The sequence below is a fragment of the Streptomyces sp. NPDC046465 genome, from assembly GCF_040646035.1.
Taxonomy (GTDB): Bacteria; Actinomycetota; Actinomycetes; order Streptomycetales; family Streptomycetaceae; genus Streptomyces.
Window position 1 is genome coordinate 124,254 of the sequence record NZ_JBEYZK010000017.1, and the last position, 24,200, is coordinate 148,453.

At 72.0% G+C, this 24,200-nt stretch carries 28 protein-coding genes; 14 read left to right on the forward strand and 14 right to left on the reverse strand.

Annotation, left to right across the window (positions count from 1 at the left end; genetic code table 11):
• Window positions 1-6 precede the first annotated feature (6 nt).
• The 6 genes from ABZ953_RS26160 to ABZ953_RS26185 form a co-directional block, all read right to left on the reverse strand.
• Window positions 7-708, reverse strand: a complete 702-nt coding sequence (locus ABZ953_RS26160) for a glycosyltransferase (RefSeq protein ID WP_361728015.1) — start codon at window positions 706-708, stop codon at window positions 7-9.
• A complete protein-coding gene (locus ABZ953_RS26165) occupies window positions 705-1,319 on the reverse strand; it encodes an SAM-dependent methyltransferase (protein ID WP_361728018.1) in 615 nt (204 codons plus the stop codon). Before ABZ953_RS26165 ends, ABZ953_RS26160 begins: the two co-directional genes overlap by 4 nt.
• Window positions 1,316-2,131: a PIG-L family deacetylase gene (locus tag ABZ953_RS26170; protein WP_361728021.1), complete on the reverse strand. Its 816-nt coding sequence runs from the start codon at window positions 2,129-2,131 to the stop codon at window positions 1,316-1,318. The genes ABZ953_RS26165 and ABZ953_RS26170 overlap by 4 nt, the downstream gene beginning before the upstream one ends.
• Window positions 2,128-3,237: an acyl-CoA dehydrogenase gene (locus ABZ953_RS26175; RefSeq protein ID WP_361728023.1), complete on the reverse strand. Its 1,110-nt coding sequence runs from the start codon at window positions 3,235-3,237 to the stop codon at window positions 2,128-2,130. Before ABZ953_RS26175 ends, ABZ953_RS26170 begins: the two co-directional genes overlap by 4 nt.
• Window positions 3,238-3,310: 73 nt before the next feature.
• Window positions 3,311-4,531, reverse strand: coding sequence for a metallophosphoesterase (locus ABZ953_RS26180; RefSeq protein WP_361728026.1), 1,221 nt, complete (start codon window positions 4,529-4,531; stop codon window positions 3,311-3,313).
• Between the two features lie 98 nt (window positions 4,532-4,629).
• The gene (locus ABZ953_RS26185; protein ID WP_361728029.1) at window positions 4,630-6,531 is read right to left on the reverse strand and encodes an ABC transporter ATP-binding protein; all 1,902 of its coding nucleotides are present in this window, start codon (window positions 6,529-6,531) and stop codon (window positions 4,630-4,632) included.
• 211 nt (window positions 6,532-6,742) lie between these two features.
• On the opposite strand from ABZ953_RS26185, the gene ABZ953_RS26190 reads away from it, so the two are divergent.
• Window positions 6,743-8,002, forward strand: a complete 1,260-nt coding sequence (locus ABZ953_RS26190) for a serine hydrolase domain-containing protein (protein ID WP_361728032.1) — start codon at window positions 6,743-6,745, stop codon at window positions 8,000-8,002.
• Here ABZ953_RS26190 and ABZ953_RS26195 read toward each other — a convergent pair.
• Window positions 7,980-8,354, reverse strand: coding sequence for a helix-turn-helix domain-containing protein (locus tag ABZ953_RS26195; RefSeq protein ID WP_361728312.1), 375 nt, complete (start codon window positions 8,352-8,354; stop codon window positions 7,980-7,982). The genes ABZ953_RS26190 and ABZ953_RS26195 overlap by 23 nt on opposite strands.
• Before the next feature lie 149 nt (window positions 8,355-8,503).
• On the opposite strand from ABZ953_RS26195, the gene ABZ953_RS26200 reads away from it, so the two are divergent.
• Window positions 8,504-9,433: an NAD(P)-binding domain-containing protein gene (locus tag ABZ953_RS26200; RefSeq protein ID WP_361728035.1), complete on the forward strand. Its 930-nt coding sequence runs from the start codon at window positions 8,504-8,506 to the stop codon at window positions 9,431-9,433.
• A 189-nt stretch (window positions 9,434-9,622) separates the two neighbouring features.
• Here ABZ953_RS26200 and ABZ953_RS26205 read toward each other — a convergent pair whose 3' ends face one another.
• The 3 genes from ABZ953_RS26205 to ABZ953_RS26215 all read right to left on the reverse strand — a co-directional run bounded on the left by ABZ953_RS26205 (window position 9,623) and on the right by ABZ953_RS26215 (window position 12,664).
• A complete protein-coding gene (locus ABZ953_RS26205) occupies window positions 9,623-10,477 on the reverse strand; it encodes a GNAT family N-acetyltransferase (protein WP_361728038.1) in 855 nt (284 codons plus the stop codon).
• Window positions 10,478-10,549: 72 nt separating this feature from the next.
• The gene (locus ABZ953_RS26210; protein ID WP_361728041.1) at window positions 10,550-11,821 is read right to left on the reverse strand and encodes an MFS transporter; all 1,272 of its coding nucleotides are present in this window, start codon (window positions 11,819-11,821) and stop codon (window positions 10,550-10,552) included.
• A gap of 99 nt (window positions 11,822-11,920) precedes the next feature.
• Complete coding sequence (locus ABZ953_RS26215) at window positions 11,921-12,664, reverse strand: FadR/GntR family transcriptional regulator (protein WP_361728044.1); 744 nt, start codon at window positions 12,662-12,664, stop codon at window positions 11,921-11,923.
• Window positions 12,665-12,951: 287 nt separating this feature from the next.
• Between ABZ953_RS26215 and ABZ953_RS26220 the strand changes: the two genes are divergently transcribed.
• Window positions 12,952-13,842: a glycoside hydrolase family 19 protein gene (locus ABZ953_RS26220; protein ID WP_361728046.1), complete on the forward strand. Its 891-nt coding sequence runs from the start codon at window positions 12,952-12,954 to the stop codon at window positions 13,840-13,842.
• Here ABZ953_RS26220 and ABZ953_RS26225 read toward each other — a convergent pair.
• A complete protein-coding gene (locus tag ABZ953_RS26225) occupies window positions 13,832-13,990 on the reverse strand; it encodes a hypothetical protein (RefSeq protein ID WP_361728049.1) in 159 nt (52 codons plus the stop codon). The genes ABZ953_RS26220 and ABZ953_RS26225 overlap by 11 nt on opposite strands.
• Before the next feature lie 94 nt (window positions 13,991-14,084).
• Here ABZ953_RS26225 and ABZ953_RS26230 point away from each other — a divergent pair, with 94 nt between their 5' ends.
• Complete coding sequence (locus ABZ953_RS26230; RefSeq protein ID WP_361728051.1) at window positions 14,085-15,482, forward strand: NADP-dependent succinic semialdehyde dehydrogenase; 1,398 nt, start codon at window positions 14,085-14,087, stop codon at window positions 15,480-15,482.
• A 7-nt stretch (window positions 15,483-15,489) separates the two neighbouring features.
• Here ABZ953_RS26230 and ABZ953_RS26235 read toward each other — a convergent pair whose 3' ends face one another.
• On the reverse strand, window positions 15,490-15,717 hold the full coding sequence (locus ABZ953_RS26235; protein WP_361728053.1) for a DUF5133 domain-containing protein: 228 nt from the start codon (window positions 15,715-15,717) through the stop codon (window positions 15,490-15,492).
• A 131-nt stretch (window positions 15,718-15,848) separates the two neighbouring features.
• On the opposite strand from ABZ953_RS26235, the gene ABZ953_RS26240 reads away from it, so the two are divergent.
• From ABZ953_RS26240 to ABZ953_RS26255, 4 genes are all read left to right on the forward strand, one after another.
• On the forward strand, window positions 15,849-16,346 hold the full coding sequence (locus ABZ953_RS26240; RefSeq protein ID WP_361728056.1) for a DUF6328 family protein: 498 nt from the start codon (window positions 15,849-15,851) through the stop codon (window positions 16,344-16,346).
• Window positions 16,347-16,577: 231 nt separating this feature from the next.
• A complete protein-coding gene (locus ABZ953_RS26245) occupies window positions 16,578-17,273 on the forward strand; it encodes a HemK2/MTQ2 family protein methyltransferase (RefSeq protein WP_361728058.1) in 696 nt (231 codons plus the stop codon).
• Window positions 17,257-17,526 carry a CDGSH iron-sulfur domain-containing protein gene (locus ABZ953_RS26250; RefSeq protein WP_361728061.1) on the forward strand — a complete coding sequence of 90 codons (270 nt, stop codon included), beginning with the start codon at window positions 17,257-17,259 and terminating at the stop codon, window positions 17,524-17,526. The genes ABZ953_RS26245 and ABZ953_RS26250 overlap by 17 nt, the downstream gene beginning before the upstream one ends.
• Entirely contained in the window at window positions 17,523-18,557 is a 1,035-nt protein-coding gene (locus ABZ953_RS26255) for an iron-containing redox enzyme family protein (RefSeq protein ID WP_361728064.1), read from the forward strand. The genes ABZ953_RS26250 and ABZ953_RS26255 overlap by 4 nt, the downstream gene beginning before the upstream one ends.
• A gap of 29 nt (window positions 18,558-18,586) precedes the next feature.
• Here ABZ953_RS26255 and ABZ953_RS26260 read toward each other — a convergent pair whose 3' ends face one another.
• Window positions 18,587-19,021 carry a hypothetical protein gene (locus ABZ953_RS26260; RefSeq protein ID WP_361728066.1) on the reverse strand — a complete coding sequence of 145 codons (435 nt, stop codon included), beginning with the start codon at window positions 19,019-19,021 and terminating at the stop codon, window positions 18,587-18,589.
• 38 nt (window positions 19,022-19,059) lie between these two features.
• Window positions 19,060-20,025, reverse strand: coding sequence for an LLM class F420-dependent oxidoreductase (locus ABZ953_RS26265; RefSeq protein WP_361728069.1), 966 nt, complete (start codon window positions 20,023-20,025; stop codon window positions 19,060-19,062).
• 129 nt (window positions 20,026-20,154) lie between these two features.
• On the opposite strand from ABZ953_RS26265, the gene ABZ953_RS26270 reads away from it, so the two are divergent.
• The 6 genes from ABZ953_RS26270 (at window position 20,155) to ABZ953_RS26295 (ending at window position 24,193) form a co-directional block, all read left to right on the forward strand.
• Window positions 20,155-21,291 (forward strand): glutamate--cysteine ligase, encoded by a 1,137-nt coding sequence (locus ABZ953_RS26270; protein WP_361728072.1) that lies wholly within the window; start codon window positions 20,155-20,157, stop codon window positions 21,289-21,291.
• A 140-nt stretch (window positions 21,292-21,431) separates the two neighbouring features.
• Window positions 21,432-21,920, forward strand: coding sequence for a DUF5709 domain-containing protein (locus tag ABZ953_RS26275; protein WP_361728075.1), 489 nt, complete (start codon window positions 21,432-21,434; stop codon window positions 21,918-21,920).
• A gap of 100 nt (window positions 21,921-22,020) precedes the next feature.
• Window positions 22,021-22,689 carry a hypothetical protein gene (locus ABZ953_RS26280; RefSeq protein ID WP_361728078.1) on the forward strand — a complete coding sequence of 223 codons (669 nt, stop codon included), beginning with the start codon at window positions 22,021-22,023 and terminating at the stop codon, window positions 22,687-22,689.
• Window positions 22,686-22,940, forward strand: a complete 255-nt coding sequence (locus ABZ953_RS26285; protein WP_361728081.1) for a hypothetical protein — start codon at window positions 22,686-22,688, stop codon at window positions 22,938-22,940. Before ABZ953_RS26280 ends, ABZ953_RS26285 begins: the two co-directional genes overlap by 4 nt.
• Window positions 22,937-23,692, forward strand: a complete 756-nt coding sequence (locus tag ABZ953_RS26290; protein ID WP_361728084.1) for a metallophosphoesterase — start codon at window positions 22,937-22,939, stop codon at window positions 23,690-23,692. The genes ABZ953_RS26285 and ABZ953_RS26290 overlap by 4 nt, the downstream gene beginning before the upstream one ends.
• 78 nt (window positions 23,693-23,770) lie before the next feature.
• A complete protein-coding gene (locus ABZ953_RS26295) occupies window positions 23,771-24,193 on the forward strand; it encodes an ectoine synthase (RefSeq protein ID WP_361728086.1) in 423 nt (140 codons plus the stop codon).
• The last annotated feature ends 7 nt before the right edge of the window (window positions 24,194-24,200 follow it).

Genomic DNA, 24,200 nt, shown 5'->3' on the forward strand with positions numbered 1-24,200 from the left:
GGCGGGCTAACGGGTCGCGGCGAGCAGGTCGGCGAGGCCGCCGGGGGCCCGGCCGCGCAGGCGGGCCGCGGTGTGGACGGGGTGACGGTCGGTGCGGGCGATGCGGTGGCCGCTCGCCATCAGTCGTCGTACGAGGTCGCGGTCCTCGCCGGTGGGCAGCGCGGCGAAGCCGCCCACCTGCCGGTAGGCCGCCGCCGACAGACCCATGTTCGCGCCGTGGACGTGCGGGTGTTCCCACGCCGTGCCCGTGCCGGCCGGGGGCCGGGTGCGGAAGTAGTCGGCGTCGTGCCGCGCCGCTACGAGGGAGTTCGGCGAGGTCTCGGCGAGCCGGATGGTGCCGAGGACCGCGTCGTGGCCGTGGCGGGCCAGGGCGGCCTGGTGGGTGAGCCAGCTCTCGGGCACGGTGCTGTCGGCGTCCGTCATGGCCAGCCACACGCCGGAGCCGGTGTCCGCGAGCAGTTCCATCGCGCGGCCCGCGGCGGCCGCCCGCGCGGCTCCGACGTTGCGCCCTAGGGTCTTCACGACCTCGGCCCCGCCGTCGGCCGCGAGAGTCGCGGTGGCGTCCGTGCAGGCGTCCGCCGCCACCACGACCAGTACGGGGAGCGGTGCGGCCCGCGCCGCGGCCCGGTGCACGCTGCGCAGGCAGGCCCCGATGCGGCGCTCCTCGTTGTGCGCGGGGACCACGACGGCCAGGGCCGCGGGGATCACGCAAGCCCTTCCGCGCGGGCCGGGGAGAGCGCCGGGCCCGTGTCCGAGCGGTGTTCGTGGACGGTGAGGGTGAAGTCGGGGTCGTCGTAGCGGGCGAGTCGGCTCAGGCCGGTCAGGGTGTCGAGGTGGCCTGCGATGTCCCGGCCCGTGCAGGTGTGTTCGGCGACGGGGTGGTTCCAGTGCACGGTGACCAGGTGGCCGCCCGCGGTCAGGCTCGCCACGCTGCGGTCGAGCAGCCGGGTACGGGTGTCGGCGTCGAAGTAGTAGAGGAGCTCGGACAGCACCACGAGGTCGAAGGGCTCCTCCGGCCACTCCTCGGGCACGGTCATCTGCCGCACGCCGACATGCTTCTGGCCGGTGGTGCGCCGGGCGGCCGTGTCGACGGCCGCCGCGTTGCGGTCGGTGGACAGGAGGCGGTCGCAGCGGGCGGCGAGGAGTTCGGTCAGCACGCCCACCGAGCAGCCGGGTTCAAACGCCCGCGTATAGCGGGGCCGGGGCAGTGCCGCCACGGTCAGGGCGTATTTGCGGCGGTCGTACCACCGCTCGTCGAGGTGCCAGGGGTCGGCGGCCCGCGCGTACTGGTCGTCGAAGTAGCCGACGGGGGTGTTCATCGCAGCACCGTCTCGAAGGCTCGGGTGTGGTGGGCGATCTCCTGCGGCGGCAGTACGGGGGCGATGCCGGGTCCGCGGGGCTCCAGCTGGCTGGCGAAGCGTGCGAGGGCCGCCTTCTTCCGGGCGAGCGCGGCGGCGCCGAGCGGCAGGACGCCGAGGCGGTGCCACGGCACGCGGGGGTCCTGGGGGCCGGCCCAGTGCCACATCCAGACCGGGTACGACCACAACGGGACCGATGTACGGAGACAGGCGCGCCGCGCGGCCCGGCCCGCGGCCTCGTGATCGCTGTGCAGGTCGCCCTCCCACGGCGCCACGCACACGGCCGCCCCGACCGTGTCGAGGACCTCGCGGGTCAGCGCCGCCACGTCGTCCTCGTACGCGTCGAGGGAGGTGTCGGGCAGTGCGGCGTACACCGGATCGGGCAGCGGTCCGAGTTCGCCGAGGGCCGCGGCGAGTTCACCGCGGCGCCGCGCCGCCAACTCGGCCTGTGCACAAGCCGATGCGGGGCCGTGGGAGGCCTCCCCGTCGGTCAGGCACACGGTGTGGACCTCGACGCCGGTGGCGAGCAGGGCGGCGATGGTGCCGCCGAACCCCAGGACCTCGTCGTCGGGGTGGGCCGCCACGACCACGACCGGCCCCGCAGGAAGGCCGAGGCGCGGCAGCCGCTCCGGCAGGCGCGCTGCCCGCCACACCGTCTCGTCGGTGCCCCGTGCGTCAATTGCCGCGGCGGCGGCCCGTCTCGTCCGCGCACGGCTCTTCGTGCGCGCACCGCTCTTCGTACGCGCACGGCCAGCGGTCCGCGGCGTGCTCATCGCGCGGCTCCCGCGGTCTCCGCGGTCTCCGCGGTCTCCGCGATGGCCAGGCGGCCGAGTTCGGCGAGGTTCGCCTCCGCGTGGTGCTGGCGTACGTAGACCGTCAGATCCGCCACCGCGCGGGCGTGCTCCTCGTCGTGGCACAGCGGTCCGGCTCCCGTGGCCCGCCCCACGTGGTCGAGGACCTCCGTGCAGACCTTCTCGACCAGTGCCCGTACGCGCAGGCCGCGCACCCGTGCCGCACCGCGCCCGTCGAGGGGGTCGGCGTCGATGGCCTCGCCCGCCTGTCGCAGCAGGGTGTCCGCGGTGTGCAGCAGCAGGTCGACGGTGCCCAGGTGGGCAGCCGCGTGATCGTTGAGGCGTCCGGTCGCGGCTCGCTCGTACAGCGGTGCGGCGACCGCGTGGGCACCGCCGAGCCAGCAGGCGGCGACGCCGACGCCGCCGTGCAGGAAACCGGGCCGGTCCAGATAGGCGTCCACCTCGCCGACGGCACGCGCGGGCACGTCGGCGAAGGACACGTCAAGGCTGTCGCTGCCGGCCATGCCGATCGCGGGCCAGGTGCCCTGCACCGGGGTCACGCCGGGGTGCGCGAGCGCCACCGCGAAGAGCCGGTAGCCGTCGTCCGCGTCTGCGCTCACCAGGGCGTGCGTGCAGGCACGGGCGCCGGAGCAGTACGGCTTGAGGCCGCTGAGCTTCCAGCCCCGGCCGGTCCGGGCCGCGTGCACGCCGGGGCCCGGCGGACGCGCCGCCCATACCCCCCACCGCTCCCCCGGGCCGGGCTCCGAACCCTCCACTTCGTGGCGGATCGCCGCCGCGTCCAGGTGCCCCTCGGCGAGCCGCGCCAGCGACAGGTCACGCCGCCCGAGTGCGGTGAGAGCGGCGAACCGGCGCGCCGTCGACCGGCCGGGCAGCGGCACGTCGGCCGCCTCCTGCTCGACGAAGCGGGCGAACAGCTCCGCGGTCCGCCGCTCCGGGGCGCCGAGCGACTGACGGTGTTCGGGCAGCTCGGGGGGCGTGGTGATCACACGGGCCTCCTGTACGTACTCGACGACGTCGACGCGCTGTCGTTCGCTGACGTACCGGCTGCACGCCCGACCGCCCGCCACAGTCACAGCATCGGCCAGCACACCGGCGGCCGCCACTTCGGTCCGCTGCCGGGCCGCGGCCCCGGCGGGCGGGTCAGCGCGACGCGCCGGACCCGCTGCGCAGGGGAGAACGGGTGCGCGTGCGGTGTGCGAGGCGGGCCGTGCGTGTGGCGACGTCGACCGTGTAGGCCTCGACCGTCATCGCCCGCTCGGACACCTTCAGCACCATGAAGCCGTGGTCGGAGAAGTTCTGCCAGGTCGACGGGTGGTCGAAGTGGGCCTTGCCGTCGCCGGACTTGGCCGCGGCGCCGCACACGATCTGCCGGGTGCCGCCGGTGCGGGCCGTGGGCTCCAGGATCTGCAGGGTGTGGTCGTGGCCGGACAGGATCACGTCGGCCCGCCCGCACACCACCTCCTCGTACAGCTCCTTGAGGTGGATGCCAGAGGTGTAGTGGCCGATCACGAAGCCGTCGTACGACCCCGCGCTGCCGTGCTCGCCGTTGTTCAGGTACGGGTGATGGCCGAGCACGATCTTCCAGCGGGCCCGCGACGCGGTGAGGGCGCCGTCCAGCCACGCGCGCTGCTCGCGCATGTAGGGGCCGTTCCACCGGTAGCGCGGGTCGAGTTGGGTGACGTACGACGCGACGGGGTTCGTGTCGAGGGCGAAGAACTCCACCAGCGGGTCGCTGCCGGCCGCGGCGGGCAGTGCCACGTTGTAGTAGCGGCTCGGCATGTACCAGCGGGGGGAGTACGCGGCGTAGGCGACCTCGCGGTCGCCGCGCGAGGGGTCGCCGCCGCTGCCCGGTATCAGCCCGGAGCAGTCGTGGTTGCCGAGGACCATCAGCCAGGGGATGTCGACACCGGAGTTGGGATCCTCGAACTTGGTGCGGAACTCCGAGTCGTCGGCGGACTCGGGGCCGTTCTCGTAGATGTTGTCGCCGAGGCCGACCGCGAGGCCGATGCCTTCGGCGCGGCACACCTCGCGGGCGGCGGCGGCCACCGCGTGCTGTGCTTCCTCGCCCGTACCGGCGTCGCCGGTGAGCAGCACCGCGTACTCCCCGGACCGGTTGGGGGCGGTCGGCAGGGGGAACTTGCCGGTGCGGGCCGCGGCGGCCGCGGGGGCCGGTGCCCCGCCCGGCAGCACGGTCAGGGCGGCCGCTCCCGCCACCACACCGCCCAGCACGGTCCGCCGCCGCGGTGCCCGCATCTCCCGGACCCGCTCCCCCACCGGCCCTTCGGCCAGGGCCGGATCGGCCTTCAGCCACTGGTCCTCGGTCAGATCCGCGCTCGGCGGTATCAACTCGTCATCGCACATGGAGGGTTTCTCTCACGGGAGAACGTGACGATGGTGGGGAACCGATGAACTCCTGGTGGACGATTGGAGGGGTTCATGGAGGGGTTCAAGGAGAGGCCCTAGGCCGCCTCCACGACCTCCGGCGCGTCCACCGGCTCCGTCCCCTTGGCGAACTGGGTCCGGTACAGCTCCGCGTACCGTCCGCTGAGGGCGAGGAGTTCGTCGTGCGTGCCGCGTTCCACGATCTGTCCCGCCTCGATGACGAGGATCTGGTCGGCGGAGCGCACCGTGGAGAGCCGGTGGGCGATCACGATGGCGGTGCGGCCTTCGAGCGCCTCGCTCAGCGCTTCCTGTACGGCGGCTTCGGAGGTGTTGTCGAGGTGGGCCGTCGCCTCGTCGAGGATGACGACCCGCTGTCCGGCGAGGAGCAGTCGCGCGATGGTCATCCGCTGGCGCTCACCGCCGGAGAGGCGGTAGCCGCGCTCGCCGACCACGGTGTCCAGGCCGTCGGGCAGGGAGCGTACGAGGTCTTCGAGGCGGGCCCGCCGCAGGACGTCCCACAGCTCGTCCTCGCTCGCGCCGGGCCGGGCGAGGAGCAGGTTGGCGCGGACGGACTCGTGGAAGAGGTGGCCGTCCTGCGTGACCATGCCCAGGGTGGCCCGCATGGACGCGGCGGACAGGTCCCGTACGTCGACGCCGCCGATCCTTACGGTGCCTTCGTCGGTGTCGTACAGGCGCGGGAGCAGTTGCGCGATGGTCGACTTGCCCGCTCCGGAGGATCCGACGAGCGCGACGGTCTGGCCGGGCTCGGCGCGGAAGGACAGCCCGTGCAGCACCTCGTCGCCGCCGCGGGTGTCGAGCGTGGCGACCTCTTCGAGGGAGGCGAGGGAGACCTTGTCGGCGGAGGGGTAGGCGAACCGTACGTTGTCGAACTCGACGGCGACGGGCCCTTCGGGTACCGGTACCGCGTCTTCCTTCTCGTCGATGAGCGGCTTCAGGTCGAGCACCTCGAAGACCCGCTCGAAGCTGACGAGTGCGCTCATGACCTCGACGCGGGCGCCGGCCAACGAGGTGAGCGGCGCGTACAGGCGGGTGAGCAGCAGCGCGAGCGAGACGACGGCTCCCGCCTTCAGGGTGCCTTCGAGCGCGAAGTACCCGCCGAGGCCGTACACGAGGGCGAGCGCGAGGGCCGAGACCAGGGTGAGCGCGGTGATGAACGCGGACTGCGCCATGGCGGTGCGTACGCCGATGTCCCGCACCCGGTGGGCGCGCTCGGCGAACTCCGCGGACTCGGCGCCGGGCCTGCCGAAGAGCTTGATGAGGGTGGCGCCGGGCGCCGAGAAGCGTTCGGTCATCCGGGTGCCCATGGCGGCGTTGTGGTGCGCGGCCTCGCGCTGGAGCCGGGCCATCCGTGAGCCCATCCGGCGGGCCGGGACGATGAAGATCGGCAGCAGTACCAGTGCGAGGAGCGTGATCTGCCAGGAGAGGGTCATCATGACGACGAGGGTCAGCAGCAGCGTGACGATGTTGCCGACGACACCGGACAGCGTGTTGCTGAACGCCCGCTGTGCGCCCACCACGTCGTTGTTGAGGCGGCTGACCAGTGCTCCCGTGCGGGTACGGGTGAAGAAGGCGACGGGCATGCGCTGTACGTGGTCGAAGACGGCGGTGCGCAGATCGAGGATGAGCCCTTCGCCGAGGTTCGCCGACAGCCAGCGGCTCACCAGTCCCAGTCCGGCCTCGGCGAGGGCGATGGCCGCGATGAGCAGGGCGTAGCGCACGACGGTCGAGGAGTCGTCGCCCGATACGATCGCGGTGACGACGTACCCGGCGAGGACCGGTGTCGCCACGGCGAGCAGTGCGGTGACGACGCTCAGCAGCACGAACTGCCAGATGCGTCGGCGGTGGGGCCGTGCGAAGACGCCGATGCGGCGCAGTGTGGCGCGGGCGAAGGGGCGTTGGTCCTGCTGGGCATGCATGACGCTGTACATCTGCGTCCATGCCGTCGTTTCCATGCTCATGTGGATAACGTTAGGACCTCAACCAAACTTGAGGTCAAGGCTCGGGCTGCGTTTTCACCCCGCGCGTCGCCGCTCGCACCCTGCGGCGTACGACGTGCGTACACCCAATTTCCCACTCCTGTACGGGGGTTGACCACAGGTCGCGCCTGAGGGTGACCCTCGCCCCGACCGGGGGAAAGCCGGATGGGACGGTCCGCCCTCCGCTGCTGGGATGGACGCCGACCCACAGGCGACCCGCACAGAACTGGGGACCACCATGCATCTATCCGGTAGACGCCGGCACGGGCTGCTCGTGCCGATCGGCCTCGCCGCGGCCCTCCTGGCCGCATCGGCCGGGCCCGCGACGGCGTCGGCGGAGCCGAGACCGGCCGACCCGCTCCAGCAGGAAGTGGACGCGATTCACCGCACGGGGGCCGCTGGGGTGCTCGCCGAGGTGCGGTCTCCGCAGGCGCGGGGCAGGGCACGTGCCGGGAGGGCCGAACTGGGCACCGGAAAGCCGGTGCCGTGGGGCGGAAAGTTCCGTACAGGCAGCGCCACCAAGACCTTCACGGCCACCGTCGTGCTGCAGCTCGTGGCCGAGGGTGAGATGTCCCTGGACGACACCGTCGAGCACTGGCTGCCCGGAGTGGTCCGGGGCGAGGGGCACGACGGCAGGTCGATCACCGTCCGGCAGCTGCTGCAGCACACCAGCGGCATCCCCGACGTGCTGGGCGACGTCCCCGCGCTCAACAGCGCCGCGGGCTACCGGGCCGAACGGTTCCGCACCTACGCCCCCGAGGAGCTGGTGGCGCTGGCGATGCGGCACCCCACGCCCGACGACGCGCCCGCCTGGTCGTACTCCAACACCAACTACATCCTGGCCGGAATGATCATCAAGAAGGTCACCGGCAGGAGTTGGGCGAAGGAGGTGGAGGCCCGCATCATCGGCCCGCTGGGTCTGGCGGACACCAGTGCGCCGGGCACCGCCCCGTTCATCCCCGGCCCGCACGCCCACGGCTACAGCGCGTTCGGCACCGACACGACCGTCGACGTCACGAGGTTCAACCCGAGCGCGGTCGACGCCTCCGGGTCCATCATCAGCACCTCTCACGACCTGGGCCGCTTCTACACCGCCCTGCTCGGCGGTCGGCTGCTCGGACCGGCGCAGCTCGACGAGATGACGACCACGGTGCCCGCGCCGCAGCTGGGCGCGGAGTACGGACTCGGGCTCGGCAAGTTCCCGTTGTCCTGCGGCGGCAGCTACTTCACCCACCCGGGCGGCGTCTCCGGCTACCGCACCTGGGTGGGTGTCTCCCCGGACGCGACCCGCACCGCCGTGGTGCTCGCCACCGGCGACGGTGACAAGCACACCCAGCAGGCCATCAGCAGCCTCGTGGACCGGGTGATGTGCCAGCCGAAGAAGAATGGGTCCACCGGGCAGCTGGGAGAAGGGAGCCCAGGGGGAGGTCCTAGGGTGACGTCGAGGTCGTAGCAGCCGCGGCGTACTCCGCCTTTGGGCCGTGGCCGCCGCCGAGGATGTGGTCGCTGCCCCAGGAACCGAGCGAGGTGAGCGCCGCGTTGAGGCGGACACCGGCGTCGGTGAGCGAGTACTCGACGCGGGGCGGCACCTCGTCGTACGCGACGCGCCGCACGATGCCGTCCTCCTCCAACTCCCGCAGATGGGAGGCGAGGACCTTGACGCTGATGCCCGGGACCTGCCGTTGCAGCTCCCCGAACCGGATGCCGGGGTGCTCGGCGAGCGCCCAGATCAGCACCACCTTCCACTTGCCGCCGATCACGCCGAGCGCGGCGTCGACCCCGCAGTGATAGCGCCCCGGCCGCATCCGCTCACTCGCCAACGTCCCCACACCCTCCCCGTACGGAAAATTCCATCCTTCCAACACCGCGAGGACCTGGATGCTTCCCTCTCGGTAACCAGTGACTTCACAGTGCGTACTTGTGGGTCCGATCCCGCGGGGCGAGGGTTGCCGACATGACGGAGAACCTGACGAACAACGCCCTGACCAGCAAGAACAACACTGATATCAAGGACGGAGAAGACCGGAAAATCACGCTCCTCGGGCTCGGCGCGATGGGCGGCGCGCTCGCCCGCGCCTGGCTCGCCGCCGGTTACGAGGTGACGGTGTGGAACCGCACGCCGACCCGCGCCGCCGCCCTCGCGGAGGAAGGTGCGAGGGTCGCGTCGAGCGTCGCCGAAGCCGTCGCGGCCGGCCCGCTGGTCGTGACGGTCCTGCTCGACGACGCCTCGGTCACCTCGGCGCTCGACGGCGTCGATCTCACGGGCAAGGACCTGGTCGACCTGACCACCGGCACCCCCGAGTCGGCGCGGGCCCGCGCCAAGTGGGCGGCCGAACGCGGCGCACGCTTCCTCGACGGCGGCATCATGGCCGTTCCGCCGATGGTCGGCGTCCCGGAGGCGGGCGGCTACGTCTTCTACAGCGGCTCCCGCGACCTGTTCGACGCGCATCGGGACGCCCTCGCCGTCCCGCTCGGCACCAACTTCGTCGGTACGGACGCCGGTTTCGCCGCCCTGCACGACATCGCCCTGCTGAGCGGCATGTACGGCATGTTCGCGGGCGTCACCCACGCGTTCGCCCTGATCCGCGGCGAACAGGACATCAAGCCCACCGAGTTCGCGCCGCTGCTCGCGGGCTGGCTGGGCGCGATGAGCGGCATGGTGCACGACACGGCGGCGCGCCTGGAGAGCGGCGACTACACCACCGGCGTGGTCTCCAGCCTGGGGATGCAGGCCGCGGGCATCCCGACCTTCACCGGCACGGCCGAGCAGTACGGCGTGAGCGCCGAGCTGCTTGCTCCGGTCTTCGCCCTGATGCGGCGCCATGTCGCGGCGGGCGGCGGGGCGATGGAGACCGCGGCCCTCATCGACACCTTGCGCGGTTGACGGCACCACAGGGGCGCGCACCGGCGTCGCGGGGGCCTTCGCGCTCCTGTTTGCCGCGCAGCCCGCGCCAGGACACGCTGACGTATCAGTTGTACTGCCGCGTGTGGTGTTGGCTGCTGTGCGGGCCCGCGTTCGCGGCATGGGGTCACGGGACATCGCGCTCCCCCAGCCTTCCAGCCTTCCAGCCTCCTAGCCGAGTTCGAGCGAGGTGACGCCGAAGACCCGCTCCTGGGCGTAGGCGCGGATCGGGCCGGTGTACATGCGGGCCGTGTCGAACGTGGGCTTCATGCCGCGCGCCTCCGCCACCGCCACCGCCTCCCGGTTGGTCTCGGGCACGTCCATCGCGACGAGGTCGCCGTCCGCCTCGGCGGCGAGTGCGTCCAGGAGGGCCTCGGCGTCGGCGCGGGTGTCCGCGAACAGCGGCCCGACGCGCCGGGCGTCGCGGCCGGGGCGGAGCACTCCGTATCCGGTCAGTCTGCCGTCGACGACGCGGGCGAGGGCGCGGTGGCCCGGAGCGGCGAGCCAGGACTCCAGGAAGCGGCGCCGGTCCGCGGGCAGGCATGCGCTGTCGTACGCCAGGAGCGCCCGCAGGCCCGCCGCCTCGACGGGGCGTACGTGCCGGTCGGGCACGTCGACCGCGGGCAGCGGGCCGATGTAGCGCAGGGTGCCGTGGGCGAGTTCGAAGCCGGAGCGCCGGTAGTTGCCCTGCTGGGCTGGGACGCCGTCCAGGCCCACGGTCCGGCCCTCGGCGTGGGCGAGGCCCACCCGCCAGGTGGCGAGGCCGAGACCGCGGCCCCGCTGGTCGGGGCGGACCAGGTAGAAGCCGAGGAAGGCGTAGCTGTCCCCGTAGTTGACCACGGAGATCGCGGAGACCGGTTCGTCGTCGATCCGGCCGAGGAAGAACCCGTCGGGGTCCTGCGCGAAGAACGAGGGGGCGTCGCCGAGACCGGGGTTCCAGCCCTCGTCCGCCGCCCAGCCCGTCACCACTCGCCAGTCGTCGAGCGTCGCCCGTGAGACCGCGAACTGCCCGTCCGAATCCGTCATCGCTGCACCCTTCTCGATCCGAGACGGTGCGCCGTGGAGAACCGCACCGGATGCATCCTGCCCGACCCGGCGTCAGCCGATGCCCGCCACGTGCCGGTCACGAGCGGCGCCGAATCCCGCCACGACCTGCGGCACGAGCAGGACGAGCAGCAGGACGAGCGGCACGGTCCAGCTGTGCGCGACGTCGTGGACGGCGCCCAGGAGCGTCGGCCCGGTGGCCGCGAGGATGTAGCCGAAGCACTGGGCCATGCTGGAGAGCTGCGCCGCGTGCCGGGCGTCGGGGGCCCGCTGCACGATGAACAGCAGCGCCAGGCTGATGGCCGCGCCCTGGCCGAGGCCGAGCAGCGTCATCCACAGATAGGCGCCGCCGACGGGCGCGGCGAGCAGGCCGCCGAAGCCGAGCGCGCAGAGCACGGCGCCGAGCGCGGCGAGAGTGCCCGCGCGCAGCCGCCGGCCGACGATCACCGGGGCGAGGAAGGAGCCCGCGATGCCGAGCAGCGAGGAGAAGGAGAGCATCCATCCGGCGTCCCCGGCACCCATCCCCGCATCCTGGAAGACCGTGGGCAACCATGCGGCGGCCGCGTAGTAGTTGAGGGACTGCAGGCCCATGTACGCGGTGACCTGCCAGGCCAGCGGGGAGCGCCAGAGGCCGCGTACGGGATGGGCGGCCTGCCGTGCCGCCGCCGCGCTCACCCGCGTGCGCGACCGGGTCTGCGGCAGCCACACGAACAGGGCGATGACGGCGAGGGCACCCCAACAGGCCAGCGTGGTCCGCCAGTTCATGCCGCTGGCCTGCTGCACGGGCAGGGTGACCCCGGCGGCGAGCGCGGCGCCGCCGAACAGCGACATCGAGTACAGGCCGGTCATCAGGCCTGCCTTCGCGGGGAAGTCGCGCTTGATCAGGCCGGGCAGCAGGACGTTGGCGACGGCTATGCCCGCGCCGATGACGACGGTGCCCGCGAAGAGCGCGACCACCGAGTCGGCCAGGCGCAGGGCGGTGCCCGCGCAGATCAGCACCATCGTGGCGAGCAGCGCACGCTCCATGCCGAGGCGACGGCCGAGCCGTGGCGCGACGGGCGCGAGGAGGCCGAAGCAGAGCAGCGGGAGCGCGGTGAGGAGGCTCGTCGCGGCGGCCGACATGCCGCTGTCGTCGCGGATCGTGTCGGCGAGCGGGGAGACGGCGACGAGGGCGGGGCGGAGGTTGAGCGCGAGGAGTACGACGCCGAGGGCGAGGTAGAGGGCGCGGCGCCCGGCGGTCGGGGCGGGCGGCGCCGGGGGCTCGGGGTCGGTGGCGGTGCGGTCGTGTGCGGCCTCGCCGGTGGCCGGCACTGCTGTCTCACTCATGTGCTGCTGCTTTCGGCTGTCGTTCTGCTTGCTTCTCATGTGCGGCCCCCGCTTGCTCCACATGTGCGGCCCCCACTCGCTTCTCCTGTGCGGTTACGCCTACATCCCGGGTACGGCGCCCGTTTCGCCCGCGTCGTCGTCGGAGCCGTCCAGCGGCTGCTCGCGCAGTGCGGCCATGCCCTCGCCGATGTGGGCGAGCACCGCGGCCTCCGCGGCTGCGGCGTCGCGCGCCTCGATGGCGTCGACGATCGCCTCGTGCGCCGCGAACTGGTGCCGGACGGAGTCGGGGACGGGCGCGCCGATCACTGACTGCACCGTGGAGCGCAGGGCGTCGCTGAGGTGTCCGTACAGCTCGGCGAGGACGCTGTTGTGCGCCGCGTCGGCGACGGTGCGGTGGAAGGCCATGTCCGCGTCGACGAAGGCGGCCGTGTTCCCGCTCCGCCACGCCGCGTCGCGCTCGGCGAGGGCGGCCCGCAGGGTCGCGAGGTCCTCACTTGTCCGGCGCTCCGCGGCGTACCGGGCGGCGTCCCGCTCCAGGCAGGCGCGGACTTCGTACGCCTCCAGGACGCCCGCCCTGCGCAGTCGGCGCTGCACGGCCGCGCCGAAGTCGCTGTCGGCCCGCACGTACGTGCCGTCGCCCTGGCGGGGTTCGAGCATGCCGGTGTGCACGAGGGCGCGGACCGCCTCCCGCACGGTGTTGCGGCCCACGGCGAGCTGCTCCACGAGCAGCGGCTCGGCCGGGATCTTCTCGCCGACCTGCCACTCGCCGTCGGTGATGAGGCTCTCCATCTGGGCGATGACGAGGTCGACGAGGTTGGTCCGGGCGGCACTGCGCAGCGGCATCGGGCGGCACCTTCTCTCTCGGGAGCGCTTCTGGAAGATCAGGGCGCCACACATGGGAACATCCCATGTATATGGACATGGGAACATCCCATGTTTCAGCTGTCAAACGATCAAGGCCGAACGATCGAAGTGCGCAAGGAAGTGCGCTGGACCGCCGCTGGACCGTTGCAGGTTTTACCTTTCCCCTCTGGTCTAGACCTTGACAGGTCCAGACCATTTCGCTTGAGTCGCGGACACCCCATGGCGGCGCGACCCCCGCAACCGCGCCGCCCATAAGGAGAGTTGGCATGATCAGACGCATCACCAGCTTCGCGGCAGCGCTCGCCGCACTCGGCGCGATGATCGTCCTGGGCCCGGCCGCCGTCTCGGCGTCCGCGGCCGAGTGCGCCGCGCCGTGGAACTCCTCGTCGGTCTACACGGGCGGCAAGTCGGCCTCGCACAACGGCCACAACTGGACGGCCAAGTGGTGGACCCAGAACGAGACGCCGGGCCGCGCCGACGTCTGGGCGGACCAGGGCTCGTGCGGCGGCGGTACGGACCCGGGCAACCCCGACCCGTCCGGCTTCGTCGTCAGCGAGGCCCAGTTCAACCAGATGTTCCCGAGCCGGAACTCGTTCTACACGTACAAGGGTCTGACCGACGCGCTCAAGTCCTACCCGGCCTTCGCCAACACCGGCAGCGACACGGTCAAGCGGCAGGAGGCGGCGGCGTTCCTCGCCAACGTCAGCCACGAGACGGGCGGCCTGGTGCACGTGGTCGAGCAGAACGAGGCCAACTACCCGCACTACTGCGACAGGAACAAGCCCTACGGCTGTCCCGCGGGGCAGGCCGCCTACTACGGCCGCGGCCCGATCCAGCTCAGCTGGAACTTCAACTACAAGGCCGCGGGCGACGCGCTCGGCATCGACCTGCTCAACAACCCCTACCTGGTCGAGCAGAACCCGGCCATCGCCTGGCAGACGGGCCTCTGGTACTGGAACACCCAGAACGGCCCCGGCACCATGACCCCGCACAACGCCATGGTCAACGGCGCCGGCTTCGGTGAGACCATCCGCGCCATCAACGGCAGCCTGGAGTGCAACGGCGGCAACCCCGGCCAGGTCCAGAGCCGCATCGACCGCTACAAGGCCTTCACCCAGATCCTGGGCACCACACCGGGCTCGAACCTCAGCTGCTGACGCGGCCCCCGGCACCCCCGGGCGGGCCCGGCACCCGGGCCCGCCCACCTCGGCGCCCGCCCCGGACCACCTTCTTGTGGGCCCGCACGGTACCGGCCACCATCGGGTCGACCACGTTCCACGAGCGCGGCATCCAGGCGGTCGGCATGCCCCTTCCTTGGCCTCCGCCTAGGCTGAAATTCCCGGGGCCGCACCGTATGCCGCACCAGGACCTGGGCACCGAGGATCCGAGGAGGAACCGTATGCCCATCGCCACGGTCGACCCGTCCACCGGGGAGACGCTCCAGACGTTCGAGCCGCTCACGGCCGCCGAGATCCAGGACCGCCTCGCGACGGCGGAGAGCGCGTACGCCCGCCATCGCACCACCGGCTTCGCCGAGCGCGCCCGGCTCCTCAACCGCGCCGCCGATCTCCTGGAGGAGGACACTCCGGACATCGCGCGCACCATGACCACGGAGATGGGCAAGCCGGTGAAGGCGGCCAGGGCCGAGGCGGCGAAGTGCGTCAAGGCTATGCGCTGGTGCGCGGAGCGGGCCGAAGGGCTGCTCGCGGACGAGCATCCCGCGCAGGAGGACGTGACCGACTCCGGCGCCTCGCGGGCGGTGGTCCGCTACCGCCCGCTCGGTGTCGTCCTGGCCGTGATGCCGTGGAACTTCCCGCTCTGGCAGGTCATGCGCTTCGCCGCCCCCGCCCTGATGGCGGGCAATGTCGCCCTGCTCAAGCACGCGTCGAACGTGCCGCGGACCGCCCTCTACCTCCAGGACCTCTTCACCCGCGCCGGCTTCCCTGAGGGCTGTTTCCAGACGCTGCTCATCGGCTCGGACGCCGTCGAGGACGTCCTGCGTGACGGGCGGGTGGCCGCCGCGACGCTCACCGGCAGCGAGCCCGCGGGACGCTCGGTCGCGTCCACCGCGGGCGACGAGATCAAGAAGACCGTCCTCGAACTGGGCGGCAGCGACCCCTACTTGGTACTGCCGAGCGCCGACGTGGAGCGCGCCGCGACGACCGCGGTGACCGCCCGGGTGCAGAACAACGGGCAGTCCTGTATCGCCGCCAAGCGCTTCATCGTGCACGCCGACGTCTACGACGCCTTCCGCGACCGGTTCGTCGCCGGCATGCGGGAGCTGACCGTCGGCGACCCGATGGACGAGGACACCGATGTCGGTCCCCTCTCGACCGAGCAGGGCCGTAGCGACCTGGAAGAGCTCGTCGAGGACGCGCTGGCCCACGGCGCCACCGCGCTGTGCGGCGGACAGCGCCCCAAGGAACGGGAACGAGGCTGGTACTACGCGCCGACCGTCCTCGCGGACATCACCCCGCGGATGCGGATCCACCGCGAGGAGGCGTTCGGCCCGGTGGCCACGCTCTACCGCGTCGCGGACCTCGACGAAGCCGTGGCACTGGCCAACGACACGCCGTTCGGCCTGAGTTCAAATGTGTGGACCCGTGACGACGCCGACGTCGAGCGGTGCGTACGGGATCTCCAGGCGGGCGGGGTGTTCTTCAACGGCATGACCGCCTCCCACCCCGGCCTGCCCTTCGGCGGCATCAAGCGCTCCGGCTACGGACGGGAGCTCTCGGGCCACGGCATCCGCGAGTTCTGCAACGCCACGACCGTCTGGCACGGCGCCGGGAAGTGAGCAGCGTTCAGGTCGCCAGCAGGGAGTCGTCCAGGGTCCTGGCGCCCGGCAGCCGGTGACCCGCCGCGACGACGGCGGCGTCCACGTCGCTGGTGCCGGTGGCCAGGCACAGGCTGTACGCCACGTCCTCGTACGCCTGCCGGCTCTCGGCACTTCCCTGATCGGCGCGGAGCAGGGCGAGGGCCTTGTAGCGCTCCAGCAGGTCTTCCAGTACGACGGGGTGCGCCAGCAGCACGGGGTGCCTCCCTATGGGGTGGGTTCCACGGTTCCACGATCACTCAGCACCCGCCTGCCCGCCCGAGACCACTCGAATCAGCATCGGCCCTCCCGTTTGTCGGGCCGGTGGTTCGCGGGCAGACTCGTGATGTGGACGCGTCGAACAGCGAGCCCGGAGACGACGGCCGCCGCGAGACCGAGACCGAGCGCGCCGACCGCCGCTGGAGCGAGCTGATCCAGGAAGTGCGGGTGGCCCAGACCGGCGTGCAGATCCTGTTCGGCTTTCTCCTGACGGTCGCCTTCACTCCGCGGTTCGAGGAGCTGAGCGACACCGACCGGACGATCTACGTCGTGACCGTGATCCTCGGATCGACGGCGACGGGCGCCCTGATCGGCCCGGTGTCGTTCCACCGCATCGTCTCGGGCCGCAGGATCAAGCCGCATGCGGTGGTGTGGGCCTCCCGGCTGATGTTCCTGGGGCTCGTCCTCCTGCTCGGCACGCTGACGGCCGCCCTCCTGCTCATCCTGCGGGTCGCCACCGACAACACCGTCGTGCCCTGGCTGGTGGGCGGGGTCGTCGCCTGGTACCTGCTGTGCTGGTTCGTGCTGCCCGCCTGGGCGCGCCACCGGCATACGACGCCGGACTGACCGGGCGCCGCCCCGCCACCCCCGCAGGTGTGGATCACCGCGCCCGGGGCACCCAGGTCCAGGACCGAAGCAAGGCAGAGAAGTCCGGACAGTCCGCGAAAAGTCACCATCTGTCATCACTTATGGCTGATTCTCACTAGTTGTCACTGTCCAAGTGGTGGTCGATCGCGAACCGACGGAGCGTGGAAGGAGAAGCGCCCTCGTGGAGTTCCCGCCGACGGGAGATGCCGCATGACCACGCACGCACGCACACCGATGCCGACGCCGGCACGTCCGGCGCCGCTGTTCACCCTGCCCGGCGTGTACGCGCCGCAGCACGACACCGCTCTGCTGTGCCGGGCCCTGGACCGCGAGGACATCGGCGACGGCACCTCCGTACTGGACCTGGGCACCGGTTCCGGGGCGCTCGCCGTGGCGGCCGCCCGGCACGGGGCGCGGGTGACGGCCCTCGACATCTCCTGGCGGGCGGTGCTCACCGCCCGCCTCAACGCGCGGCTCAGCGGACAGTCGGTCGCCGTGCGCCGCGGCGACCTGACCACCGGGGCGTCGTCGGGCCCCTTCGATCTGGTGGTCAGCAACCCGCCCTACGTACCCTCTCCTTCACCACTGCTGCCCCGGCGCGGTGCGGCGCGCGCGTGGGACGGCGGCCCGGCCGGCCGCCTTGTCGTGGACCGCGTCTGCGACACGGCCCCGCGGGCGCTGCGGTACGGAGGCATCCTGCTGATGGTGCACTCCGCGCTCTGCGACGTGGACCTCACCCTCGACCGGCTCGCGCTGCGGGGGATGGACGCCGAGGTCACCGACCGGCGGTCCATACCGTTCGGGCCCGTGCTGCGCTCGCGCCAGGCGTGGCTGCGCCGCCGCAACCTGCTCGGCGCCGACGAGACGAGCGAGGAACTGGTGGTCGTCCGTGCCGAACGCCGCTGACCGCCCCCGCCGCGTCACGGTCGACCCCGAGGGCCCGCTCCTGGTGGAGGGTCCGGTCGAGGTGGTCGCCGACGACGGGACCGTCTCCGTCTCGCGGCGTTTCACCGTCGCGGTCTGCACCTGCCGGCGCAGCCGTACGTATCCCTGGTGCGACACGAGCCACCGTCGGCGGGTGAAGCGCCGGGAGGAGGAACCGGCCGCGCCAACCGACCCGTCCACGACCCGCACCGAGGAGCCGGAGGCCTCGTCATGACCGCCCCCGCCGAAGCGACCGCACCCGTCGAACCCCGACACCGCAGCCCCGAACTGCCCTCCGCCCGCGGCGAACTGTCCCGTGGCGTCCTGGCCGCGCTGCGCGGCGAAGGGCCCGTTCCCGGGCCGCCGGAGGCAGAGCGGGCCGATGCCTACGGAGACGATCTCCAGCTCGCCCTCTACGTCCTCTACGAACTCCACTACCAGGGCTTCTCCGGAGTGGCCGACGCGTGGGAGTGGGATCCCGGCCTCCTTGCCCTGCGGCGTGCGCTGGAGCAGCGGTTCCTCGACGCCCTGCACGCCGACGTGCCCCGGTGCGAAGACGCCGAGGGGGCACTGGGCGCGCTCCTCGTGGAACCCGTCGGGCACGATCCGGCGAGCGTCAGCCACCACCTCCAGCGCGACGGGAAGACGTGGCAGCTCCAGGAGTACGCGGCGCTGCGCTCCCTGTACCACCTCAAGGAGGCCGACCCGCACGCCTGGGTCATTCCCCGGCTGCACGGGCGGGCGAAGGCGGCGATGGTGGCCATCGAGTACGACGAGTTCGGGGCGGGGCGCGCCGAGGACATCCACGCCCGGCTCTTCGCCGACCTGATGGCCGACCTCGGCCTGGAGACGGCGTACGGCCACTATGTCGACGCTGCCCCGGCCGAGGCCCTCGCCACGGTGAACCTCATGTCCCTGTTCGGGCTGCACCGTGCCCTGCGCGGTGCGCTGGTGGGACATTTCGCCGCGGTCGAGGTGACCTCCCCGCCCGGTTCGCGGCGGCTGGCCGCGGCCCTGCGCCGGACCGGCGCGGGCCCCGCCGCGCAGCGCTTCTACGACGAACACGTGGAGGCGGACGCCGTGCACGAGCAGGTGGTGCGCCGCGATGTCGTCGGCGGCCTGCTGGCCGCCGAACCCGGGCTCGCGGCCGACGTGGCCTTCGGCGTCCACACCACCGGCTTCCTGGAGGACCGACTGGGCGAACAGCTGCTGGCCGCGTGGCGTCAGGGCCGCAGCGCCCTGCGTGTCGCCCTGTCCGACGAGTGATCTGACGAGTGCTGCCCGCGAGTGCGGCTTCAGCGGCCTTCGACCCCTGGCGGCGCGCCGTGCTCGGGGCCGGTCAGGCGGAGCTGGACCTGGACCTCCTGGTCGCCCGACGTGGTGCCGACGGGTGACACGACGAAGGCCGATTCGAGGGCCCGGCGCAGGCGGGTCACCGCGACGGGGCCGCCCTGCAGGTCGGCGGTGACGGAGCCCGCGAGCAGGACACCCCGGGCGGGGGCCGGACTTCCTTCGGCGAGGAAGCCGCCGGTCCAGACGGCGGGCCCCTCCTGCCCCTCCTCGCCGGTCCGGCGGGGCGCGTCGGCCCCGCGGTCGGACGGGAAGTGGTCGCGCAGGACGCTGAAGACGGTGTCCGCGTCGGCCACCGAACACTCGCCGAGGACCACTTGTACGAGGTCCGGGGACGGGGGGTGCGGGGCGGGTGCGGACGGGCTCGACGGGTCGTTCACGGGGGTCTCCTTCCGGTGGTCCACGGGCGCCCGGCCCGTCACAGCTCCCGCAGCGCGGGCAGCAGCTTCTTCTCGGCCCAGTCGATGAAGGGGCGCTGCTGGTCGCCGCCGACCTGGACGAGGGCGATCTCCGTGAAGCCCGCCTCAGCGAAGGGGCGTACGGCTTCGACGAAGTCGTCGACGTCGTCTCCGCACGGGATCTGCTGCGCGATGTCCTGCTGGGTGACGAACTGTGTGGCGCCGGCGAAGGCGGCCGGGCCCGGCAGCTCGGAGTTGACCGGCCAGCCTCCGACGGACCAGCGGAACTGGTCGTGGGCGCGGGCGATCGCCGCGTCCTTGTCGGTGTCGTAGCAGACGGGCAGTTGACCCACCCGGGGCTTGCCCGCGCCTCCGTGCCGGTCGAAGGACTCGACGAGACCGGCCTTGGGCTCGGTGGCGATGACGAGGTCGGCGAGGCGTCCGGCGAGCGCGCAGGACCGCTCGCCGGAGACGGCGATGCCGATGGGCGGCAGTTCGTCGGGCAGGTCCCACAGACGGGCGTTCGCCACGTCGAAGTGGGTCCCCTCGTGGTTGACGTTGTCGCCGGTGAAGAGGGCGCGGATAATGCCGACCGCCTCCTCGAACATGTCGAGGCGGACCCGCGCGGAAGGCCAGCCGCCGCCGATGACGTGCTCGTTGAGGTTCTCGCCCGAGCCGAGCCCGAGGCGGAAGCGGCCCTCGGAGAGCAGCTGCATCGTCGCGGCCTTCTGCGCCACGACGGCGGGGTGGTAGCGGGTCGTCGGGCAGGTCACGTACGTCATGAGCGGGATGCGCGAGGTGGCCTGCGCCGCCGCGCCGAGCACGCTCCACGCGTACGGGGAGTGCCCCTGCGAGTCCAGCCACGGGAAGTAGTGGTCGGAGGTGACGGAGAAGTCGAAGCCCGCCCGCTCCGCCGCGACCAGGTCGTCGACGAGCGCGCGCGGTCCGGCCTGCTCGGTCATCATTGTGTAGCCGATTTGCACCATAAGTGATCGGTTTGCCGAATCGCCTTCGCTGAAACATTCTACGGTCGAACGGGTCTGTGAGCGGCTGGGCTCCGGCGCCGGGGGTAATGGGGGAACCACCAGCATGAACGGACAGAGAGGAAGCCTCCTTTGCGCACCGTAGGAGTGGAGGAAGAACTCCTCCTGATCGACCGCAACAGCGGCGAGCCGCGTGCCCTTTCCTCGGCGGTCCTGGCCCGAGCGGCCAGGAACACCGCGGAGAGCCCGGACACCGAGAAGCACGACAGCGACTACCGCGAGCCCGAGGACGAGGCCTTCGAGAGGGAACTCCACGGCCAGCAGCTCGAGTTCGCCACCCAGCCGCGGGACAGCATGGACAGCCTCGCCGAGGAGGTGGTCCGGTGGCGCGCCGACGCGGCGCGGCACGCCGGTGACGTAGGCGCCGCGGTCGCCGCCCTCGCCACCTCTCCCTTGCCCGTGAGCCCTTCGGTCAACACGGGCAGCCGCTTCCAGTGGATGGAGGAACAGTTCGGGCTGACCACCCAGGAGCAGCTGACGTGCGGCTGCCACGTACATGTGTCGGTGGAGTCGGACGAGGAGGGCGTGGCCGTCATCGACCGCATCCGGCCCTGGCTCCCGGTCCTGGTCGCCCTGAGCGCCAACTCACCCTTCTGGCAGGGGCACGACAGCCTGTACAGCAGCTACCGCAGCCAGGTGTGGGGCCGCTGGCCGATGGCGGGTCCGACCGAGATCTTCGGCTCCGCCGAGCGGTACGAGGAGGAGGTCCGCGACCTCGTCGACACCGGGGTGCTGCGCGACCGGGGCATGATCTACTTCGACGCCCGCCTCTCCCACCGCTACCCCACCGTCGAGATCCGGGTCGCGGACGTCTGCCTGGAGGCGTCGTCCACCGTCCTGGTCGCGGCCCTCGCGCGGGGCCTTGTCGAGACGGCGTCACGCGAATGGCGGGCGGGGCGGCCACCGGCGCCGCACAGCACGGGGCTGCTGCGGCTCGCCGCCTGGCGGGCCGGGCGGTCCGGCCTGGACGGCCCCCTGCTCCACCCCCTGACCATGCGGCCCGCGACCGGCCATGAGGTACTCCAGGCGCTCATCGACCACCTGCGGGACGCCCTGGAGGACAGCGGCGACCTCGACCTGGTGCGCGCCACCACCGCGGACCTGCTGAAGCACGGCAACGGCGCCCGCGTCCAGCGGGACCTCCTCGACCGAACGGGCAGCCTGAGCGCGGTGGTCGCCGAGTGCGTGCGCCGCACCCAGGCGACGTGAGGAACGCGACCCCGCGCGGGCACACGGACCTCTGGAGAGATCGTTTGGGAGCGTGTGTCGCGGGCACATCGATGGGCCGGCGCGCGACCATCGATGTGCAAGCGCGACCACCCCAGACCCCCGAGAAGCGCGAGGCAGTCATGAGCGACCAGAACATGGCGGACGACGCCTACCAGCCCACCGGTGACAACGAGGAGCAGGAGGACGCCACGCCGCTGGACCTCCAGGACGCGTTGGACGAGCGCACGTACGACGACATGCTCGACGAGGGCTACTCCCCGCCGGAGAAGCCGTTCGGCGTGAACAAGAGCGGCACGACGGCGGCGGAGCAGCACGAGGGCGAGTCGCTCGACGAGCGGCTGCGGCAGGAGGTGCCGGATACGGAGGAGCCCGCCGGGGACGGTGTGGGCGACCTGCTGGACGGCGAGGGCGAACCCGTGGACCCGGAGGCGGGGGCGGACCGTGCGGGCCGTCTGGTGGCCCCGGACGAGGGCGCCCACGCGGACACCACCAAGGAGGCCGTCGCCACGGACCGGGGCATCGACGGCGGCGCGGCGGCCGCGGAGGAGGCGGCGGTGCACGTCGTCCCGGACGAGGACCTGCCCCCGGCCCCCGACGGCCTCGACTGACGTGTGGCTCGACTGACGTGTGGAGAGGTGGCCCCGTCCGGCCTGCGGTATAAGGGAGATCCGACCCTTACAGCAGTCGGCGTCCGGAAACGGAGCAGCAGTGAGGCGGAACCCAGACGACACGACCGGCACGACCCCCGGCGCACCGGCCGGGGGTACCCCGCACCACGAGGTGTGTGTGACGGAACTTCCGCCCGACCTCAATCAGGCCATCCTGGAGGCGACCAAGCAGGTCGCCGCCATCCTCAAGAGGCGCGGACACGATTTCGCCCTCGCCGGCAGCGTCGCCGTGCACGCCCACGGCGGGACCGGCAACCTCCAGCACGACGCCGACTTCTGCATCAGGCCCGAGGACGCCGAAGCGGTGGCGGCCTCGCTGGCGGAGGCGGGTCTTCCGGTGTTCGCGCCGCCGGAGGACTGGCTGCTCAAGGCCAAGTGCCTCGGACAGGACATCGACCTCATCTTCCAACTGGCCGACCGGCCGGTCACGACGGAACTCCTCGGCCGTGCCGCACAACTGCCCGTCGACTCCGTGCACATGCCGGTCCTGTCGCCGACCGACCTGCTGCGGGCCCTGCTCGCCGCCTTCTCCGAGCACCACTGCGACTTCGGCACCGTGCTGCCGATCGCGCGGCAGCTGCGCGAGATGGTCGACTGGGAGGCGCTGCGCGACGAGTACGGGAGCACACCGATGCCGGGCGCCTTCCTCTTCCTGCTGGAACGCCTGGAAGTCATCGCGCCGCGAGCGCCGCGAGGAGAAGACCGATGAACGACCGAGCCAATGTCGAGTACCGCATCGCCCACCTCAAGGAGCGGCTCGCCGCGGAGGAACTGGGCGAACTGGGCATCCGCGTCGAAGCCCGCGGCTCGTCCGTGGCCGTCGTCGGAACGGTGTCCACGGCCCAGTGCCGCGAGGAGCTGCTGCGCACCGTGCACGAGGAACTGGACGGCCAGACGGTCCACTTCGACGTCGCGGTGGCCGACGCGACGGCCCCGGACCGCTCGGAGGAAGTGTCATGATCCGCATCGCGGCCGTGGGGGACATCCACATGGGGCCGGACAGCGAGGGAGTGCTGCGGCCCGCCTTCGAGACCCTCGACGACTGCGCGGACGTGCTGCTTCTCGCCGGTGACCTGACCCGCCACGGCACCCCGGAGGAGGCGCGGGTGGTCGCCCGGGAGCTGACCGGACTGCCGGTGCCGGTCGTGGCCGTGCTCGGCAACCACGACCACCACGACGAGCGGCCCGACGAGGTCACCGCCATCCTCCGTGCGGCGGGTGTGCGCGTGCTCGAAGGGGCGGGCACGGTCGTGGAGGTCGACGGGGCGCGCCTCGGCATCGCGGGCACCAAGGGCTTCGGCGGCGGATTCGTCGGGCGCAGCGGCAGCGAGTTCGGCGAGCCGCTGATGAAGGAGTTCATCCGCTACACCCGGCGCTGCGCCGACGGCCTGCGGACCTCACTGGAGGAACTGGCCGAGCAGGGCTGCGGGACGCGGGTGGCGCTGACGCACTTCGCACCCGTTCCCGACACCCTCGCGGGCGAGCCCCTGGAGATCTATCCGTTCCTCGGCAGCTATCTGCTGGCGGAGGCGGTCGACTCGGCGGGCGCGGAGCTGGCTGTCCACGGCCATGCCCACGCGGGCACCGAGCACGGCATGACCAGCGGCGGCGTGCCGGTGCGCAATGTCGCCCAGCCCGTCATCGGCAAGGCGTTCAACGTGTACCACTTGCGGGCCTGCCACCCCGCCGCACCACTTCGTCAGGGAAATTGAACGGCGCACCGACAGGTATAGCCACGTGGGCATACCCGTACTTCCCGTGGAATACCGGTCCCGTATTCCATAGACTCGATGCCCGACCCTGACAGTAATACTGACTCCTGGGCAGGTGGACCCTTGCTGGTGCGCGCGGTTGAAGATGTCGTGGGAAGCGAATGCGACGTTGACTGGGGTAACGGGACAAGCCGACGATTACTGGTTCAGGCCGATGAATTGGGATTCAGCCTGACCGAGACCTATGTGCAGCCCGGCAGTGAGTCGTATCTGCGGTACGACAACCACCAAGAGGTCTGCTACTGCGTGTCCGGATCCGGTTCCGTGGAAACGGCGGACGGCGTTTTCGACATCAAGCCGGGGATGCTGTACGCCCCGGGCACGGGTGAACCGCACGTGCTGCGCTCGCAGGACGGCATGACGCTGATGTGCGTGTTCACGCCGGCCCTGCTCGGTCCGGAGAGGCACCTGCTCACCCCCGGTGTGCACTCGACCTACTAGGCCGGGA